This is a genomic window from Spirochaetota bacterium, from assembly GCA_038043445.1.
GTDB lineage: Bacteria > Spirochaetota > Brachyspiria > Brachyspirales > JACRPF01 > JBBTBY01.
Genome location: JBBTBY010000013.1, coordinates 151,958 through 170,940, shown reverse-complemented (window position 1 = coordinate 170,940; position 18,983 = coordinate 151,958). Strand labels below are relative to the sequence as shown.

Below are 18,983 nucleotides of genomic sequence, written 5' to 3'. Positions count from 1 at the left end.
GCGTCACTTTTTTTGCAACGGCAGGTGCACCGAATCGAGGAACGAAGCCATGCGTGACCCGCCGGCCTTGCCGCCTGCAAGCGTCAAGAGATGGCTCCCGATGACGGCAATATCGGCATGCGAAACGAGCGTGCTGACATCCGCGGTGCGCCGTATGCCGAAGCCGACGGCAAGCGGTTTTTCAGTTATCGATCGGGCTTTGTCGAGGAAATCGGTTATCCCGGCACGCATGCCGCTGCCGCCGGTCACCCCGAGGCGCGATGTTACATAGATGAATCCGGTAGCGATACGGTCTATCGCGGATATCCGTTCAGCGGAGGTCACTTCGCTTATCACCGGAACAGCCGATATGCCATGGCGGAGCGCAGCCTCATAAAGGCCCTCGGCATCGTCATAGGGCAGGTCGGGGACGATGATCCCTGCCGCCCCGGAGGCGGCTGCATCGCGGCAGAACGCATCGATGCCATAGGTGAACGGTATGTTCGCATAGGTAATGAAGAGAAGCGGAGCGGATACCGATGCATGGATACGGCGCGCAAAGGAAAAACATCGTCGAACGGTCATCCCCGCATCGAGTGCTTTGTGGTTCGCGTTCAATATTACCGGGCCGTCCGCGACAGGGTCCGAGAACGGGATCTGCAGTTCGATGAAGTCTGCGCCATGTGAGTCCATGGTCGTTACGGCGCGCTCACAGGCGGGCAGCGTCGGGTATCCTGCTACCGTATGAGTCATGATGCCGATGGCCTTTTCACGGCGCATCGCATCGATACGCGTGCGTATCCTATCGATGCCGCTTGATCTCATCGGAGAGGAACTCCTTCCACTTTTTGTCCTTCAGCGCATGCGTGAGGATGAATATATCCTTATCACCGCGGCCGGAGATATTGACGACGACGAGCTTTTCCCTCATCGCCTCCGCGTTCTTTATCATATATGCGACCGCGTGTGCGCTCTCAAGCGCCGGGATTATCCCCTCAGTGCGTGCGAGCGTCTTCACGGCGGCAAGCACTTCGTCATCGGTGGCGTAGGAGAACTCCACGCGTTTCGCATCGGAAAGATACGCGAGCTCAGGTCCCACGCCGGCGTAATCAAGCCCTGCCGATATCGAATGCGTCTCGGCGACCTGTCCGTTCTTGTCGAGGAGGAAATACGATTTATATGACTGGACGATCCCGACTTTCCCGCCCTGGAATCGTGCCGCATGTTTCTTCTTTATCCCTTGTCCGCCCGCTTCCACGCCGATGAGACGTACGCTCTCGTCCGCAAGGAACGGATAGAAGAGCCCCATCGAATTCGATCCGCCGCCGGTACAGGCGACACAGGCGTCGGGAAGACGTCCTTCCATCTTCATTAGCTGTTCTTTCACTTCACGCCCGATGATCGACTGAAAATCGCGGACGATGACGGGGAACGGGAAAGGACCGAGCGCGCTCCCGATAAGGTAATGCGTATCGCGGAAGCTCGCTGCCCAGTCCTTCATCGCAGCGTTCACCGCGTCCTTGAGCGTCTTCGTGCCGTAGGTAACGACCGAAACTTTCGCTCCGAGCTGTTCCATCCAGAACACGTTCGGACGCTGACGCTTGTAGTCGGTCTCGCCCATGAATATCTCGCATTCAAAACCGAACTTTGCCGCAACGGTGGCCGTCGCAAGGCCGTGCTGGCCCGCGCCCGTTTCAGCAATGATGCGTTTCTTGCCGAGATGCTTCGCGAGCACCGCCTGACCGACGGCATTGTTTATCTTATGCGCACCGGTATGGGTGAGCCCTTCGAGTTTGAGATATATCTTCGGCCCGCCGAGCTGTGCGGATAATTTTTCAGCGAAGTAGAGCGGCGTCGGACGGCCGACATAGTTCGTGAGAACATCATCGACTTCTTTCCGGAACGATGCGTCATCGCGGAGACGAAAATACTCGCGTTCGATCTCATCGAGCGTGGGGATGAGCATTTCCGGCACATAGCGCCCGCCGTAGGGGCCGAAATGCCTGTTCTTTATGTAATCGGTATTGAACACCGCGGCATGATACCACACAGAGGCGATGAGCGCAACCTAAGGTGAGCACTTGCTGCCGATAAATATCGGCAGTTTTTTTGGCTCCTCTTTTGAAGGCGGAAGGAGCGGGGATATGGGTTATTTACGCCAGCGATTCGTGGAATGTCCTCGCAAGCACTTCCATCTGCTGCTCGCGCGACAGCTTGATGAAATGTACCGCGTATCCCGAAACGCGTATCGTCAGCTGCGGATATTTCTCCGGATGCGCAATTGCATCGGTCAGCGTCTTTCTGTCGATGACATTCACATTCAGGTGATGGCCGCCTTTGATGAAGTATCCATCGAGGAGCGTAATGAGATTCCCCACTCGCATCGAGTCATTGCTCCCGAGCACCGAGGGTATGACGGAGAATGTGTTCGATACGCCGTCGAGGCAGAGCGAATACGGGATCTTCGCCACGCTGTTAAGCGATGCGAGCGCACCGTTCTCATCGCGTCCATGCATGGGGTTGGCGCCGGGGGCGAATGGCGCTTCTGCGGGGCGGCCGTCCGGCGTCGCACCGGTCTTTTTCCCGTACATGACATTGCTTGTTATCGTGAGAATGGAAAGCGTAGGCTTTGCGGAGCGGTATATCGTGTGCCGCGATATCTCATCGTGGAAGACCTTGACGACATCAACCGCGCGTCCATCGGCCCTGTCATCGTCATTGCCGTATTTCGGATAGCTCCCTTCGACCGTGAATGCGGTCGTCAGTCCGTTCTCATCGCGTATCGCTGTAATCTTCGCATACCGTATCGCGGAAAGCGAATCGGCAGCGACCGATAACCCCGCAAGACCGAAGGCCATGGTGCGGCTCACGAACGAATCAAGGAGCGCCATCTGCGAACGTTCGTAGTAATATTTGTCATGCATGTAATGGATGACGTTCATCGTTTCGACATAGAGCTTGGCAAGCCATTTGATGACCATGTAGAAGCGCGATTTCACATCCTCGATATTGAGCGGACCGTCGGGGAGCGGCGTTATCCCTTCGATGACCGTTTCGCCGCTGAACTCCTCGCGGCCCGCGTTGAGCGCGAGGAGCAGCGCCTTGGCGATATTGCATCGCGCGCCGAAGTACTGAATGCTCGATGACAGGCCCTGCAGCGACACGCAGCAGGATACGCCGTAATCATCGCCGGCAAGCGGACGCATGAGGTCGTCGTTCTCGAACTGCACGCTCGATGTCATCGCCGCCACTTGTGCGGCAAAGCGCTTGAAATTGTCCGGAAGCCGATGCGACCAGAGCACGGTAAGGTTCGGTTCCGGCGATGGCCCGAGGTTCGACAGGGTATGCAGCATGCGGTACGCACTCTTCGTTATCTTATGTCGCCCGTCATCAAGCATGCCGCCAATCGACTCTGTCACCCAGGTGGGGTCGCCGGCGAAAATATCGTTGTACGCTTTCGGCCGCAGATGGCGCACGAGCCGGAGCTTTATCACGAAATCATCGATGAGCTCCTGCGCCTCGACCTCAGTGAGCGTACCGCGCTTCATGTCGCGTTCGATGAATATATCGAAGAACGCCGTTACGCTCCCCATGCTCATCGCCGCACCGTCATGCTCCTTTATCGCGGCGAGGAAAGCGAAATACGTCCACTGTATCGCTTCGCGCGCGTTCATCGCATGGTTCGCGATATCATAGCCGTAGGACGCGGCCATGGTCTTGATATCGGCGAGCGCGGTCAACTGCTCATGCACTTCCTCGCGCAGGCGTACTATCTCCTCGCTGAACGGATACTCTTCGAGCGATATGAGATCGATCTTCTTCTGTTCGACGAGAAAGTCTATACCGTAAAGCGCTACCCGCCGGTAATCGCCGATGATGCGTCCGCGCGCATATGTGTCAGGCAGTCCCGTGATATAGCCATGCTTTCGTGCGCGTATCATGTCGGCGGTATAGCCCTGGAACACAGCGTCATTATGCGTCTTTCGATATTTCTGGAACACATCCTCTACGGCGCTGTCCAGTTCATATCCGTAATCGGCGAGGGCCTGCTTCACCATGCGTATGCCGCCGTACGGCTTCACTGCGCGCTTGAGCGGCGCATCGGTCTGCAGGCCGACGATGAGCTCATTGTCGCGGTCGATGTATCCTGCCGCATGCGATGTTACGGAAGATATCGTCCTCGTATCGACATCGAGCACGCCGCCTGCGGCTATTTCTTTGGCGATGAATTCAAGGCATCGTTCCCAGAGCGCCCGTGTACGTTCCGATGGGGCGGAGAGAAAAGTCGCATTGCCGTCGTACGGCGTGATATTCCTGTCTATAAAATCTTTTACATCGACGGTCTTATCCCAGCGCCCGCGGCGAAACGTCTTTATGGACGGTATAAGCGGCTTTTCAGAAAGGAGAAGGCTCATCGTCAACGTATTCTAATAAAATGCGGCGAAGTGTCAAGCACTTGTGTGAGACTGTCGCGAAAATGCCATTCACCCGTAGCGAAGAATAATGAACATCTAAATTCCATCTGAATCGATGAGAACAAGGGGTCATGACCCTTGTTCTCTATTTTCGCAACAGTCTCATTGCATCACAGCACGCATGCGGACGCACGTTCATCCCCGCTTACGGAATTCCCGCGGCGACACCCCGGCGATTCGCTTAAACGCCCTGCTGAAATGGAATTCATCCGTATACGAAAGCTCCTCGGCGATGCGGTATATCGGCGTGTCCGTCTCGCGGAGGAGAAAGCTCGCGGTTTCTATCTTCAATCGCGCATAATACGTAAGCGGCGACACCCCGCGATGCTTTTTGAAAAGCCGGTCGAAATAGGACACTGTGATCCCGAGTTTATTGGTAAGCGAGGGAAGGTCGATGGTGGCGTGCACGGAACGCTCCATGATATCGATGGCAGTGCGCACATAGCGGTTCTCCTCCGGCGTATGCGCAGACTCGCCCAGCCGTGCATGGATAAAGGCGTTGAGTGAAAGTTCGGCGGCGCGCTTGAGGTGCAGATTCGACGAATGCGCGCGATGCTTCATCTCCTCAAAAAAAGACCTGAAGTCCTCCCCGGATGATACCGGTGCCGAGAATCGGCGATCGAGGAGCTGCGGAAGCCCCGATTCATCGTTCGAAAAACGAAAACGCACGAAGTAGAACGAGAATCGCCGTGTCGATGCCTCGCTCTCGTATGCATGCGTTTCTTTCGGGCGGGAGAAGACCAATGAACGCTTTTCAATGCGATGCCGCTTCTCCGCATTGATGAACACGCCCGCCCCCTCGGTCAGATAGTGGATTTCATATTCATCCTCGTGCGCGTGGAGGCGGAAACCGGAGCGGGAAGAGATATAGCCGATGTCGGTGATCGTCATGGAGCGATTATAGGTGCGGCAATGGGCATGTCAATATATGCCATGTTTTATCAACCCGTGCCATGTCCGAATCCGTGCGGCGATGCTACTGTATCATCTGTACAAAGGAGCATATCATGGCGCATATACGCATCGGAACACTTATCGGCGGGAACGACGCCCTCCGTGTCATCCCGCAGATACTTCCGCACGGTTTCGAATCGTTCTCTGCACGATACTCATGCAGTCCGGTTATACCGGCACGATAGACATCGAAGGCTGGCATGACCCGGTGCATGGCGGCGACCTTGAGATGAGCGGACAGGTGCGCGCGCTCAATTATCTGAAACAATGCCGCGGCGGTGACTTCATCGCCAATCCGAAATAGAGTACGAGGATCAATATGAACACACAAAAGATACTCATCGCAGGATGCGGCAGCATGGCGAAAAAATGGGCGCACTACGCGAAGGCGCGCTCCGACGTATCGATCGCGGGTCTCCTTGACATCAAAAAAGAGAATGCCGAGCATTTTGCTTCGGAGCAGGGCATCAGCGCCCCGGCATTCACCGACATCGATGATGCGCTTGCCGCGACAAAGGCGGATATCGTCTTCGACATCACGATACCCGAAGCGCATAAGGGTATCGCGCTTACGGCGTTCAGGCACGGCGCCCACGTATTCGGTGAAAAGCCCATGGCTTCATCGCTTGCCGACGCGAAAAAGATGGTCGCTGCCGCAGAACGCTCAGGGAAAATGTATGCCGTCATGCAGAACCGCCGGTATCTCAAGAACATACGCGCACTCAGATCGATCATCGATAGCGGGACCATTGGTGATATCGGTTTTGTCGCGGCGGATTTTTTCATCGGCGCCCATTTCGGCGGCTTCCGCGATGCGATGGCAAGCCCCCTCATACTCGACATGGCGATTCATACCTTCGATCAGGCACGATTCATCGCCGGGGCTGACCCCGTGAGCGTGTACTGCCATGAATTCAATCCGAAAGGGTCCTGGTATGCCGGCAATGCAGCGGCGGTGGCAACATTCGAATTCAAGAACGGCATCGTATTCTCCTATCGCGGATCATGGTGCGCGGAGGGGTGCTCCACATCGTGGGAATCGATCTGGCGTATCACAGGGAGCACAGGCAGCGCCGTCTGGAACGGAAAAGATTTGCCGTACGCCGAGGTCGTACTCCCCGAAGCGGCCACAAAATTCAATCGCGAAACGAAGCGCATCGAAGCACCGCTCGTATGGCAGGGCCGCGAGGGACATGACGGCTGCCTCGATGAGATGTTCTCAGCACTCGCCGCGCAGAGGAAAGCGGAGACGGACTGCACCGATAATATCAAAAGTGTGGCCATGGTATTCGCGGCTATAGAAAGCGCGAAGAAAGGAAAGAAGGTTCGCATCGCCTGGTAGATGCCGCAGGCAGGCATCAGGTGCGGAGACTGCCGCGAAAAGAGAGAGCAAGGGGCTTAAGCCCTTGTTCACATCGATCCTGACGAAATTTCATTGTTTATTAATGTGTTGAATTTGGAGGATGGTGTTTTCACGGCAGTCGCGTGCGTGCAGTTGACGCATGGGTGGGTTTCAGTATACTGCATGGCATACCATGATCCCGCGTCATATCTCATTCATCATCGCCGTGGTGACCGCAGCCGCCGTCGTACAGGGCATCGTGCTCGTCATCGCGGTCATGCGCTCGCGAAATGCGCTTGCTGAGAAGCTGCCGCTCGCCGCACTCATGCTGGCATTTTCCATTAGTCTCCTCCATGTACGTGCGTTCGTACGCATCGACGGAACGTTCACCCCCTTCGGGGTATACGGCGAGCCCTCGCAGCTCCTGTTCGGACCGCTCATATTCCTCTACTTCCGTGGGCTTGTCGGAAAACGGCATCATCCCGCATACGCACTGCATCTCCTCCCGTTCATCGGGGCGCTCATATTGATCGCACTCCTGCATGCATCCCATGCAAGTACCGCTGGAACGGTTATCGCGGTGACGGCCTTTTTGCAGATCGTTGTCTATCTCGTCATGTGTCATTACTCCCTGCACCAGTACCGTACATCACTACTTACGAAGCATTCGGCCATCCGTGAAGAGCGGTTCTCCCTCCTCAGGGCGATCATGATAGCCATCGGCATATGTTATCTCCTCAAACTGCCCGTGCTCGTCATGCTCACACACGGCGGGCCGGAATATCTTGATGATATCCTCGCGCTCCTGCTTGCCGCTGCCGTGTATGCGGTCGGCTATAGTTCATTCCTGCCTGCTGTCACTTCGCCTGCGGAAGCGGCAGAACCGTACAAGGGGTCGCGGTTGTCTGCGAAGGAATCCCGAAAGCACTATGCGATGCTCTGCGCCCGTATGGACGGCGAACGTCTCTACAAAGACCCCGAACTCACCCTGAAGAAGCTCGCATCGATCGTGGATACGCCCTACTATCTCCTCTCACAGATGATCAACGAGAACAGCGGGAGCAATTTTTTCGATTTCGTGAACCGCCGCCGCGTGGACGAGGTGAAGCGGCTCTTCGACGATGCATCGATGAAGGGCTTTACGATGCTCGATATTGCGCTTGAGGCCGGCTTTAATTCGAAGGCAACGTTCAACAAGGTGTTCAAATCCGTCACCGGCATGACACCTTCCGCCTTCAGCCGCCGCATGCCTCGATAAAGTCTCACTTTATAAAGCAGGACGACAGGACAGCGCCGTCATAGTATCTTTGCCTCAGAACTATTTTTTCGGAGGCATTCATGAAAAAAGGCATCATTATCTCGCTCATCGCGCTCGCTGCCGTTGCAGGCACAGGGTATGTCATGCATCACTTCAATGTCGTCGCGGCGATCAAAGCCATGCACGGCCGGTAGTCATGGGAAAGAATACTCTCAAAGAACGGAACGCTCCTGCTGCGGGAACACTGCCGCTCATGCGCGTCGAATCGCTTTACAAAGTCTACCCATCGCCGATGGGTGATTTCACCGCGCTCAGCAATGTGTCCTTTCTGGCGGCACAGGGCGAGTTCATCGCGGTGGTCGGTCGGTCCGGAAGCGGAAAATCGACGCTGATGAACCTTCTCACCGGCATCGATGCACCGAGTACCGGGCACGTCGTCATCGGCGGCACGGATATACACGCACTCTCGCAGAACGACCTTTCGCTCTGGCGCGGACGGAATATCGGTGTGGTGTTCCAGTTCTTTCAGCTTCTGCCGACGCTTACCGTGCTCGAGAACATCATGCTGCCGATGGACTTCTGCAGGACATATCCCGTCCGTGAACGCTCCGAGAGGGCGCTCGCGCTCCTTTCGCGCGTCGGCATACGCGATCAGGCCGGCAAGCTCCCCGCATCGCTTTCCGGCGGACAGCAGCAGCGCGCGGCGATAGCGCGTGCGCTCGCGAACGACCCTATGATCATCGCCGCTGACGAGCCTACCGGCAATCTCGATTCCCACACCGCGGACGCTGTACTTGACCTCTTCTCAGAACTTTCCGCCGACGGAAAAACGGTCATCATGGTCACCCACGAACGCGCCATCGGTCATCGCATATCGAGGGAAATACGCCTCATGGACGGGGCCATCGTATCCGATGCCGAAGCGGAGGAACGCCATGCGTAACCCGCGCCTCGCGAAGATAATTCGTGATAGTGTCCGCACACGCGGAAGGCTCCTTCTCATGACGGCTGCGGTAGCGGCGAGCATCATCGGCATCGCCTCGGTGATGACCGCGTACTCCATACTCACCCGGGAAATACGCCGCAATTATCTGGGCACAGCGCCTGCATCCGCCACTATCGAACTTGACCGGATCGACGATGCGCTCGTTGCCGCCGTACGTACACAGGACGGCATCGCCTCGGTCGAAGCGCGCGATTCCGTTCTTGTCCGCGCACAGACGGCATCGGGGGACTGGCGCCCGCTTCTGCTCTTCGTCATCCCCGACTTTCACGATATGCGTCTCAGCAAGGTCTCCCGTGACCGCGGTGCATGGCCGCCGCCGGAAGGGAGCATGCTCGTTGAACGCAGCGCGGTATCGCTCATGACCGATGTCGGCGGCACGCTCGCCATCCGCGCACCAAGCGGCGTTCGACGCGACATATTTGTCGCAGGGACAGCGCATGATCCCGGACTTGCCCCGGCGTGGCAGGAGCGCACCGGTTACGGGTATATCACTCCCGGCACCTTCGCCCTGCTCGGCGGGTCCGGCATGCACGAACTTAAGGTCCGCGTTTCCGATGCGCTTGATGACGACCGTGCGATCGATGCACGGGTGCGTACGCTCGCATCATGGATCAATGCACGCGGGTATTCGGTGCGCGAGATACAGATACCGCCGGCGAAGAAGCATCCGCATCAGAATCAGATGACGGCGATACTCACCATGCTCTTTATATTCAGTCTGCTCGCGCTCGTGTTAAGCGGCATTCTCATGGCGGCCATGGTCTCCGTGCTCATGGCCGGTGAGATACGACAGATCGGCGTTATGAAAGCGATCGGCGGCAAAACATCGGACATAGTGTTCCTCTACCTCGCTGAGATCGCCGCAGTGAGTGTCGCATCGCTTTGTATCGGCATACCGCTCGGTACATACATCGGCACTGGATATGCGGCGGTCGTCGCCGAGCTCCTCAACTTCACGCTCTACAGCACTGCGGTACCAATGGCTATCCATGTCGGAGAGGCGGCTGTCGGCATGGCAATACCGCTCCTCCTCTCGCTGATACCCGTGCTCCGTGCAAGCCGCATGACAGTGCGCGAAGCAGTGAGCGACTACGGCGTTCGTACGGATGTCAAGCGCACTGCGCCGATACTCCCGGATATGTTCCGCACTGTGGACAGGACGCTCATCCTTGCCATCCGCAATCTCTTCCGTCGGCGCGGGCGTCTTGCGCTTACGCTCGGGCTCCTTGCATCCGCCGGTGCGCTTTTCATGACCGCACTCAACGTAAATGCCGCATGGAAAGAAACCATCGACCGCTCGTTCCGCTCGCGGCATTACGACGCGGAAATACGTACGATACGCCCGGAATCGGTCGGTCGTGTGCGCAGTGTTCTCTTGGCTGTGCCCGGCATTCGCTCCGTTGAAGGATGGGGTCATGCGCCGGCATCAGCGAACGTCGCCGGCGGGATAGAGATATCGCATGTCTATCCCGACGGCGGTCACGGAAGTTTCACCCTGCGCGGTATGCCTGCCGGGTCAACGCTCGTAACATTCCCCCTGCGGGAGGGGCGGTGGCTCCGTATGGATGATACGAACGCGGTCATGCTCAATCAGATAGCACGGCTCATGTTCCCGGACATTCGTATCGGGGGCACGATACCGCTCACGGTCAGCGGAGGACATTCCGAATGGCGTGTCGTCGGATTTATTGAGGAGATCGGCCCCGCCGCGGCGTACACGTCGCGCGCTTCGTTCGATGCGGTAATGCAGAGCGGCATTCGATCGTTTCGCATCGTCACTGCGCCCATGGAAGATGCGAAACGCGCTGTAGTGATACGCTCTGCGGAAAAAGCGCTCGTCGAGAACGCGGTCGGTGTCTCCGCCATCATCGCCGATGCCGAGTTCCGTAACGCCATTACCGAGCACGTGTCGACACTGATCTCCTCGATCGTATTCATCGCAGTGCTTATGGGCATCGTCGGCATGCTCGGGCTTGCATCGACGACAAGCACGAACATCCTTGAGCGTACGCGTGAGATCGGCGTCATGCGCGCCATCGGTGGTACACCGAACGCGATATACAGGAACCTCGTGAGCGAGGCGGTATTCATCGGGCTTATCAGCATCGTCCTTGCGACCGTACTCTCGCTCCCGCTTACTACCGCTGTCGGCAGACTGCTCGGTTCCATGGCGTTCAGAACGCCGCTCCCGCTCGTTATCTCGCCGGTCGGTCTTTCGATAGCGGTAGCCGCCGTGGTACTCGGCTCGATCGCAGCAAGCATCATGCCTGCCCGGCGCGCATCACAGCTGACGATACGAGAGACCATTGCCTATGAATGATGGGTAAAATGATCGCCTGCTATTTTCCGGAAACGAATTCGTCGAAACCATTCTTCCGAAGTACGCATGCAGGGCATTGCCCGCAGCCGTACCCCCAATCATGCATCGATCGATCGCCTTCGTAGCATGTATGCGACTTTGCGATCACGATATCGAGCACGCCCTCGGTCTCGGCACGTTTGAACGTTTCGGCCTTCGTCAGATACATGAGCGGTGTTACGATCGGTATCTGCTTATTGCTCCCGAGCGAGAGCGAACGCTCCATTGCATCGATGAACTCGCGGCGGCAGTCGGGGTAGCCGCTGTAATCTGTCTCGCACATGCCGGCGACTATCGTGTCTGCATGTATCGTCTGCGCATATGCGTGCGCGAGCGTAAGGAAAAGCGCATTGCGGTTTGGCACGAACGATGCCGGGAGCGATGCATCATCGGGATGCTTTGCAGCGATATCGCCGTCCGACAGAAGCGCGGAAGTTACCAGCGATGAAAGGAAATCGATGATGACGACCTTAAGCGGCACGTTCATCAGTGCGGCAATATCCTTCGCGGCGGTAAGTTCCACCGCATGACGCTGACCGTAGGAGAACGTTATCGCATCGACCTTCTCGGCGCGGTTCTTCGCCCATCCGAGGCAGGTGGTTGAATCCTGACCGCCGGAGAATACGACAAGCGCATGCCCCATCGCGTGTTTCATCGACACCCTGTCATTCGGGGATATAGTTCATCATCGTGCGCATCGACGCGAGATAGGACGAGCCCGGGTAGAGGTTCTCCACCGTGGACAGCATGCGTGCGGCGTTCTCTTTCTGAAAAAGTTCGCGATAGCACGAGAACATGAAATACAGTATCGTATCGGGCGTAATGCCCTGCTTCTCAAGCTCGGCAAGCGATATGGACCGGTACACTGAAAGCGCCTTGTCGTATATCTTCGCGTTGAAATATTCGCTTGCGGTACGGAAGGCGAGCATTTCCGGCGTGTTCTTCTCCGCCGCAATGGCCGCTATCTTCGTCTCGGTGCGCTTCCCGACCGTGTCGCGGTCCTTCACGATGTTCAGGTGCTCAGTAACGTAATTCTTCACCGACGAATAGTACATGGATGTCGGATAGCGTGTGAGGAAATTCCCCCCCTCGGCCGTGGTCTCCTCGGAGCGCTTCAGCATCGCGTATGAAAAAACGATGTAATAATCGGTCATCTCATCGGCGCCGATCATGGACCCCTCCGGCGCTTTCGGCGGGTTTATCCGTGCGCGAAGGCAGAAATTGAGGAGCGCGGTATAGCGCATGCTGCTCATAAAGGAAATTGTGGTGCGCGTAAACGTTGCCCAATCGGCGGTGTTTTGCCCTGACCGATTAAGCTCCACTTCGCGGCGTTTATCACTCTCTTCGATCCGTCGTTCGATATCGCGGAGCACGGCGAGGAGCATGGGCATATTGCCGCGGCTCTCGATGAGCTTCTTGATGAGCTCTCTCGCACGCGCGCTGTCGCCCGAACGCTCCGCCGCAAGGGCTTCGCCGAAACTGTTGAGTGTTGATGCATCGAGCGTTCCCGTCGCCGCTTCGTCCGGCGGCATACTGAGCCCCGGGATCATCTCGCTGACGGCGGCAGCCACGGCGCGATACAGTTTCCGTTCGAGCGCAAGCACATCGGCACCCGCGTCCACACGGCCGGTCTTCGCTATCACGCCGCTTTCTACCGCAATGACCTTCCACACCGCACTCGATGCTGTTCCGAATATACAGCTCCCGACGATGAGATAGGTCGCACCGAGCATCTTCCCTATCTTCGGGGCCGTCCTCTCGTCGGCAATGCCGGAGAGTCCGAGCTCTATCTCCTTCATCGCCTTGTCCATGTTCATGCGTTCGACGAGCGTAAGGCCCTTTACACGCCCGAGATCGGCGATAAGGAGCTCCGCCATCGCCTTGCCGGCATTCGCGTACTGCCTCTCACCGGACATATCGTCGAACGGAAGCACGGTCACCGCAGGTGCTGCGAAAGCGAAACACGCACAGAAAAGGAATACGATCATTTGTTTCATGCGATAAGTATACCGGGCTATCCATAGCTGTCAAGCCGCCCATCGCTGTACATGGAATTGACAATGTCCTTCCGCGGTATATAGTAAGGTAACATAATATGAGAGGTCGTTATGGCGTTATGTCCCTGCTGCTCGAACCGCGAATTCGATTTGTGCTGCGGTCCCATCATCGCCGGAACACCGGCCCCGACCGCGGAAGCGCTCTTCCGCTCGCGTTACACGGCATTCGCAATACGCTCGCTCGACCATATCGACCGAACGCATGCGCCTGAGGTGCGCGACGATTTCAACCGTGCTGAAGCGGAGCGATTGGCCGAACTCTGCGAGTGGCTTGACTGCAGGGTGCTTCGCGCTGAAGAATCCATTGATACCGCCGAGGTGGAATACTCCGTGAAATTCCGCCGCGAGGGGAATTACATCACGAGCGCCGCCGTCTCACGGTTCCGCCGCGAAAAAGGCGAATGGTTCTATGTAAGCAGCGTTATGAAGACACTTCCGGTACAGCGCACATCGCCGAAAATAGGGCGTAACGATCCCTGCCCCTGCAATTCCGGGAAGAAGGTCAAGCACTGCTGCGGTGAAAAAGTCCTCGCCTGATCATGGAGCACCATTTCCGCTGTACCGCCTGCGGCTCATGCTGCTTCGGATTCCTCCCGCTTACCTGGACAGATGCCTCCGCCCGCGCCGATACCTTTCCCATCGCCTTCATCTGGACCGCGGTACGGCCGGACAGCAAGGACCACGCCTATACCGCATCGTTGGGCGCAACCGTCGCAGCCGATGGACTGTCGCTTGCAGTGCAGATAACACCGACAGCATTCATACCGCCGTCATTCCCCTGCCCCGCCCTCATGGACGACAAGCGATGCGCACTGCACGGCGAAAAAAAGCCGCTTCGCTGCAGGACGATGCCGCTCTATCCGTACCGCGAAGAGCGTTTCCAGGGCGAGGTCCTTTCCCCGCGTACGGGCTGGCGCTGCGACACTTCCGATGCTGCCCCGGTGATCTATGACGGCAAGAACGTACTCGAGCGCACGGACTTTGACCGCGAGAAGGATGCACTGACCGCCCAGGTGCCGTTCCTCAGACGATACGCCGAATACATGCAGAAATATTCACCGTGGCTTCCCGCAAATCTTCTCAAAGCGTCCGAACACGGCGGCGGAACGGCCGTCACAAGCCTTGCCTCTTTCCTCACGGCAACACGCGAGCCCAATGCATCTGATATTGCTCGGCGTCAGATGCCGGTGCTCGCAGCATTCGCAGAGCGGACGGCGGGCAACGGCCGGCTCAAGGAATTCCACGCTTATTATACGAACGGGGAAAAAGAAATGGGTTATCTGGCGAAACGATAGCGAAATAATATTCATCCTCCTGCCGCCCTCAATACATTGATTTTCCTATTGTTGCGCGCATGTATGTCTGCGTCACGTGATGCGCGGAGAACAACCCCTGCCCCGCCGTTTTATTTTTTTCAAAAAATAATTTTGGTTTGCCTTACACACACTCACGAACAGGCACTATCTAGTGCGCATCGACCTTCGCGAGGAGCTGTTCCGGCGTCACGGGCTTCGTTATGAAATCGACAGCGCCGGGAAGGAAGCTCTCTCCGTCGTCGAGCGAGAAGCGCGAATGCGTCACGCGGTCGATGGCGGAAAGCACCACGATGGGAACATCCTTGAACTCGCGATACTTCGCATTGGGGCGATCGCTCCTGAGCATATTGATGAGCTCGAAGCCCGCGGTATCCGTTTCCATGATGATGTCGAGAATGATAAGATCGGGCCTGACCGATACGACCTTCATGCGCGCCTCGGCGCCGCTGTGCGCTGTCGTCACCGCATGCCCGTTCGCCGTGAGCACGCGTGTAAGTGTAGCACAGAGCTCTTTGTCGTCGTCGACGAGGAGTATCTTTTTTCCCATGGCGAGTCCTTAATCCAAAAGCTTGTAAATGACGTTGCGCTCTTCATACTCGCGGTTCTGTTTGTACTTATCGATCGGGAATTCGACCTGCTTGAGCTCTACCGGCGAGGCCTTCTTGTCCACAAGGCCCAACGCAAGCGCAACGCCGAAGATGATGGCCTCCGGGCGCGGTGGGCAGCCGGGTATGATGTAATTCACCGGTATCGCCTTGTCCGCTCCGCCCGTTACGTTGTACGTGTCGAACCAGCACCCGCCGCCCGCGGCGCAGGAACCGATGCCGAACACGAGCTTCGGATTTGGTATTGCATCATACGCTTTTTTCACGAGCGGGAGCGTGGGCCGCGTGACCGCACCGGATACGAGCATAACGTCCGCATGGCGCGGCGATGCGACGAGTTTCATGCCGAATCGCTCCACATCGTAGTACGGTGTGAGCACATTGAGTATCTCAATGTCGCAGCCGTTGCAGGCGCCGCTGTTGCAGTGATATATCCAAAGCGATCTCGGGAACGCCCGCTTGCAAAGTCCCTTGAGCATATCTTATTCCTTCACCTGCGGGCGTGTATAGTTCTCGGTCTCCGCAAGGGTCTTCGTATCGAACTGTTCGGTCGATCTCGGTATGACGGCGCGCACGGCGAGGTTATCGTAGCGGTACCCGCGCAGCGCCATCTTATCGATCATATTCGTCGTTTCCATATCGAAGCAGCGCCCGCAGCGCTGGCAGGTGAGCATGAACAATTCCATCGATACGGTGATGTCGTTCTTCTCCCCGGTGGCAAGCTCATACTGTTCGGTCATGGTTATCGCGTCTTCCGGGCAGACATCGGAACAGCGTCCGCAGTAGGTGCAGCGTGAGCCGTCATACACCATGACGCGTATGTCCTGGCAGAGGTCGCGTACGAGTATCGTCCGCGCGGGGCAATGATTGGCGCACCCGGCGCAACCCACGCATTTGTGATGGTTCCATGCCGGCTGTCCGCGGAAATCCTTCTCGACGGGCCGCGGTTTGAACGGGTACGGCATCGTGACCACGCCCGCACGGAAGCAGATGATCGCCTGTAGTATCTTACTGATGAGCCACATCAACGCCTCCCTAGAGCCCGTACACGGATAGCCCGACGGATGCGAGCGCGAGCAGAATGAGTATACCGTAATATTTCTGTGCCTGATCGATGCGCATGCGCGGGTTCGTCGATCCGATGAGGCCGACGAGAACAAAAATGACCGACACGGCGGCAAGCTCTATCAGCACATCGAGACCGTACGTACCGGTACGGACGATCGGCAGGAACGCCACGACGAAGAGCGACGCGTAGAACATCTGCTTCAGCATGAGATAATAGCGGAAGAGCGCATAGTTCGGGCCGCTGTATTCGATGAACGGTCCCTCGAGTATCTCCACTTCCGCTTCGGCGATATCGAACGGCTGACGGCCGACGAAGGCCATGAGCGCAAGGAGATAAACAAAAAGCATGAGCAGTGTCGAATAGTCATAGCCGCCGCCCGCGACCGAACCGATCGCCGGGAGTATGCCGAGCGACTTCGCCTTGACCGCACCGGCGAGGAACGTCATTGCGAGCACCGGCTCGAGCATGATCATCGTTATCATCTCGCGGCTCGCGCCGACACCGGCATAGGTGTTGCGGCTCGCAAGTCCGCCCAACATGACCGACACGCCGCCGACGGTAAGGAGATAGACGATGGTAATGACATCCGCATGCTGCGCAAGCCACCCGCTGTGATACCCGAGCGGGAAGAACGCAATGACGCCGAGTATCGATGCGAACGCGAGGAGCGGCGCTATGGTAAAGAGCGCATTCCCCGCGCTCATATTCTCCTTGCCGAGGAGCTTAAGCAGGTCGCGGTATGGCTGGATGACCGGCGGGCCTTTGCGCGACTGCACACGCGCGATGACCTTGCGCACGATGCCTTCATAGAGCGGCGCGAGCAGAAGGAAAAGTACGATCGTTACGGCTATGCTCAGTATGTCCATATCAGTTCCCCGTCCGTATCATGCAGGCATACGCTTCAAGTTCTTTGCCGGTCATACGCACGGCATCGCCGCTCTTCACATCGACGCGGAGCACTCGGTCGGTGCAGGAGAAGCACGGGTCGATGCTGCCGATGATGACGGGCATATCGGCGAGCTGTTCATTGAGGAGCATGAGCGGTACACCCTGCAGGTTCGGATACGTCGGCGCACGCACGCGCCAGCGCTCCGGACGATTGTTCTCCCCGGTGATGAGATAATGTACGGATTCACCGCGCGGCGCTTCCACCGCCATGATCGCATGGCGCAGGGGCGGTATATCCTCCGGCACTTCCACGAGAAGCGGCTGACCGTCGGGCATCTTGTCGAGCGCCTGTCGGATTATCTTTATCGATTCGAACGTCTCGAGCACGCGGACGACGATCGTACCCCACACATCGTTCGTGTCGACGACGGGTACATCGAACTGCACCGCATCATACGCGGCGTAGGGGTGATCGCGGCGTATGTCCATATCAAGACCGCGCGCGCGCGCAACGGGACCGACAAGGCTCCAGAGCTTTGCCTCTTCCTTCGTTATCGTGCCCACACCCTTGGTGCGGCGGTGTATCATCGAATCGTTCTTTATCGCTTTGTGTATCGCGGTCAGCTCCTTCTCAATGCCGTTGATGACGCCGAGAAGCTCCGCCGAAAGTTCCGCGGTTATGTCACGTCGTACGCCGCCCACGATTATCATGCCGTAGGTCTTGCGGTTGCCGGTAAGCTTCTCACCGTACCACATGAGCTTTTCGCGCACACGCCATGCCTGCATGAACACCGTATCGAAACCGATAAGATGGCCCGCGATGCCGAGCCAGAGGAGATGCGAATGTATGCGCTCTATCTCGAGCATTATCGTACGGATGAATTCCGCGCGGCGTGATATCGTAAGCCCCGCAGCAAGCTCCACCGCCTGACTGTACGCGGCGGCATGAACCGACCCGCAGATCCCGCAGATGCGCTCGGCGATGTACGGCACTTCGTTATAGGTGACCTGTGTCTGACAGAGCTTCTCTATGCCGCGGTGCACCATGAAGCCGCGGTAATCGGCGCCCTTTATCGTCTCGCCGTCGACGTACACGGCAAAATGTTCGGGCTCATGGAGCGTCGGATGGAAGGGGCCCACGGGTATGACCGTCGTGCCTTCGGGTGCTTTATCGAGTTCGTATGCTACGTTCTCCGCCGGCGGGGGCATGAGGTTCCAGGGAACATCTTTCCTGAGCGGGTACACTCCCGCGGGCCAGTCATCGGACAGCACGAGCTTTTTGGGCTTCGGGTGCCCGGTGAACTTCATGCCGAGGAGATCGGCGCATTCGCGTTCCGACCAGCCTGCGCTCGGTATATCGGGGGTGATGGAATCGAACACGGGATCATCGGCAGGGGCATGCGTGCGCAGGGATACGAAGATGCCCTCGCGGTCGAAGCTGAACGTATGGATGAGCGCGAGCGTGCGGTTATGCGCTATCATATCCGAGCCGATGCTCACCTGATACCGCGCGCCCCTGCTCACGAGCGCGGACGATACCGCTCGCACCTTTGACCGCTCGATGTCCACGTAGAGCCGCCCCTTCTGCGACGAAGAGCCGATAACGCCCCCGGGGAAGGTGCTTCGCAGCCACTCATATATCGATTCTATCGAAAGCATACGTTTCCTTCTTCTC

At 57.4% G+C, this 18,983-nt stretch carries 18 protein-coding genes and 1 pseudogene; 8 read left to right on the top strand and 11 right to left on the bottom strand.

The features are described 5' to 3' along the window. Nucleotides 1-3: 3 nt before the first annotated feature. From trpA to AABZ39_02405, 4 genes are all read right to left on the bottom strand, one after another. Complete coding sequence (gene trpA / locus AABZ39_02420) at nucleotides 4-804, bottom strand: tryptophan synthase subunit alpha (GenBank protein ID MEK6793604.1); 801 nt, start codon at nucleotides 802-804, stop codon at nucleotides 4-6. Continuing rightward, nucleotides 782-2,029 carry a tryptophan synthase subunit beta gene (gene trpB / locus AABZ39_02415; protein MEK6793603.1) on the bottom strand — a complete coding sequence of 416 codons (1,248 nt, stop codon included), beginning with the start codon at nucleotides 2,027-2,029 and terminating at the stop codon, nucleotides 782-784. Before trpB ends, trpA begins: the two co-directional genes overlap by 23 nt. Before the next feature lie 103 nt (nucleotides 2,030-2,132). After that, nucleotides 2,133-4,394, bottom strand: a complete 2,262-nt coding sequence (pflB, locus tag AABZ39_02410; GenBank protein ID MEK6793602.1) for a formate C-acetyltransferase — start codon at nucleotides 4,392-4,394, stop codon at nucleotides 2,133-2,135. A gap of 195 nt (nucleotides 4,395-4,589) precedes the next feature. Then, complete coding sequence (locus tag AABZ39_02405) at nucleotides 4,590-5,345, bottom strand: helix-turn-helix domain-containing protein (protein MEK6793601.1); 756 nt, start codon at nucleotides 5,343-5,345, stop codon at nucleotides 4,590-4,592. Nucleotides 5,346-5,461: 116 nt separating this feature from the next. On the opposite strand from AABZ39_02405, the gene AABZ39_02400 reads away from it, so the two are divergent. From AABZ39_02400 to AABZ39_02375, 6 genes and pseudogenes are all read left to right on the top strand, one after another. After that, nucleotides 5,462-5,593 carry a hypothetical protein gene (locus AABZ39_02400; protein MEK6793600.1) on the top strand — a complete coding sequence of 44 codons (132 nt, stop codon included), beginning with the start codon at nucleotides 5,462-5,464 and terminating at the stop codon, nucleotides 5,591-5,593. Further along, nucleotides 5,572-5,712: pseudogene (locus AABZ39_02395) on the top strand (sugar phosphate isomerase/epimerase). Before AABZ39_02400 ends, AABZ39_02395 begins: the two are co-directional and overlap by 22 nt. A gap of 15 nt (nucleotides 5,713-5,727) precedes the next feature. Next, nucleotides 5,728-6,750, top strand: coding sequence for a Gfo/Idh/MocA family oxidoreductase (locus AABZ39_02390; protein ID MEK6793599.1), 1,023 nt, complete (start codon nucleotides 5,728-5,730; stop codon nucleotides 6,748-6,750). A 160-nt stretch (nucleotides 6,751-6,910) separates the two neighbouring features. After that, nucleotides 6,911-8,008 (top strand): helix-turn-helix domain-containing protein, encoded by a 1,098-nt coding sequence (locus AABZ39_02385; protein ID MEK6793598.1) that lies wholly within the window; start codon nucleotides 6,911-6,913, stop codon nucleotides 8,006-8,008. A 196-nt stretch (nucleotides 8,009-8,204) separates the two neighbouring features. Then, nucleotides 8,205-8,951: an ABC transporter ATP-binding protein gene (locus AABZ39_02380; GenBank protein MEK6793597.1), complete on the top strand. Its 747-nt coding sequence runs from the start codon at nucleotides 8,205-8,207 to the stop codon at nucleotides 8,949-8,951. Next, a complete protein-coding gene (locus AABZ39_02375; protein MEK6793596.1) occupies nucleotides 8,944-11,334 on the top strand; it encodes an FtsX-like permease family protein in 2,391 nt (796 codons plus the stop codon). The genes AABZ39_02380 and AABZ39_02375 overlap by 8 nt, the downstream gene beginning before the upstream one ends. A 19-nt stretch (nucleotides 11,335-11,353) precedes the next feature. Here AABZ39_02375 and queC read toward each other — a convergent pair whose 3' ends face one another. Further along, entirely contained in the window at nucleotides 11,354-12,028 is a 675-nt protein-coding gene (gene queC / locus AABZ39_02370; GenBank protein MEK6793595.1) for a 7-cyano-7-deazaguanine synthase QueC, read from the bottom strand. Nucleotides 12,029-12,038: 10 nt separating this feature from the next. Continuing rightward, on the bottom strand, nucleotides 12,039-13,370 hold the full coding sequence (locus AABZ39_02365; GenBank protein ID MEK6793594.1) for a CsgG/HfaB family protein: 1,332 nt from the start codon (nucleotides 13,368-13,370) through the stop codon (nucleotides 12,039-12,041). Between the two features lie 111 nt (nucleotides 13,371-13,481). On the opposite strand from AABZ39_02365, the gene AABZ39_02360 reads away from it, so the two are divergent. Together AABZ39_02360 and AABZ39_02355 are read left to right on the top strand one after the other, a co-directional pair. After that, nucleotides 13,482-13,967 (top strand): YchJ family metal-binding protein, encoded by a 486-nt coding sequence (locus tag AABZ39_02360; protein MEK6793593.1) that lies wholly within the window; start codon nucleotides 13,482-13,484, stop codon nucleotides 13,965-13,967. Between the two features lie 2 nt (nucleotides 13,968-13,969). Next, a complete protein-coding gene (locus tag AABZ39_02355; GenBank protein MEK6793592.1) occupies nucleotides 13,970-14,725 on the top strand; it encodes a YkgJ family cysteine cluster protein in 756 nt (251 codons plus the stop codon). Nucleotides 14,726-14,894: 169 nt separating this feature from the next. Here the strand turns inward: AABZ39_02355 and AABZ39_02350 are convergent, their stop codons facing one another. Genes AABZ39_02350 through AABZ39_02330 form a run of 5 tightly spaced genes read right to left on the bottom strand, consistent with a single transcriptional unit; the run spans nucleotide 14,895 to nucleotide 18,967 of the window. Beyond that, nucleotides 14,895-15,293, bottom strand: a complete 399-nt coding sequence (locus AABZ39_02350; protein MEK6793591.1) for a response regulator — start codon at nucleotides 15,291-15,293, stop codon at nucleotides 14,895-14,897. Nucleotides 15,294-15,302: 9 nt separating this feature from the next. Next, a complete protein-coding gene (locus AABZ39_02345; GenBank protein ID MEK6793590.1) occupies nucleotides 15,303-15,830 on the bottom strand; it encodes an NADH-quinone oxidoreductase subunit B family protein in 528 nt (175 codons plus the stop codon). Between the two features lie 3 nt (nucleotides 15,831-15,833). After that, a complete protein-coding gene (locus AABZ39_02340; GenBank protein MEK6793589.1) occupies nucleotides 15,834-16,376 on the bottom strand; it encodes a 4Fe-4S binding protein in 543 nt (180 codons plus the stop codon). A 10-nt stretch (nucleotides 16,377-16,386) separates the two neighbouring features. Next, on the bottom strand, nucleotides 16,387-17,286 hold the full coding sequence (locus tag AABZ39_02335; GenBank protein ID MEK6793588.1) for a complex I subunit 1 family protein: 900 nt from the start codon (nucleotides 17,284-17,286) through the stop codon (nucleotides 16,387-16,389). Nucleotide 17,287: 1 nt separating this feature from the next. Then, nucleotides 17,288-18,967, bottom strand: a complete 1,680-nt coding sequence (locus AABZ39_02330) for an NADH-quinone oxidoreductase subunit C (GenBank protein MEK6793587.1) — start codon at nucleotides 18,965-18,967, stop codon at nucleotides 17,288-17,290. Nucleotides 18,968-18,983: the final 16 nt, after the last annotated feature.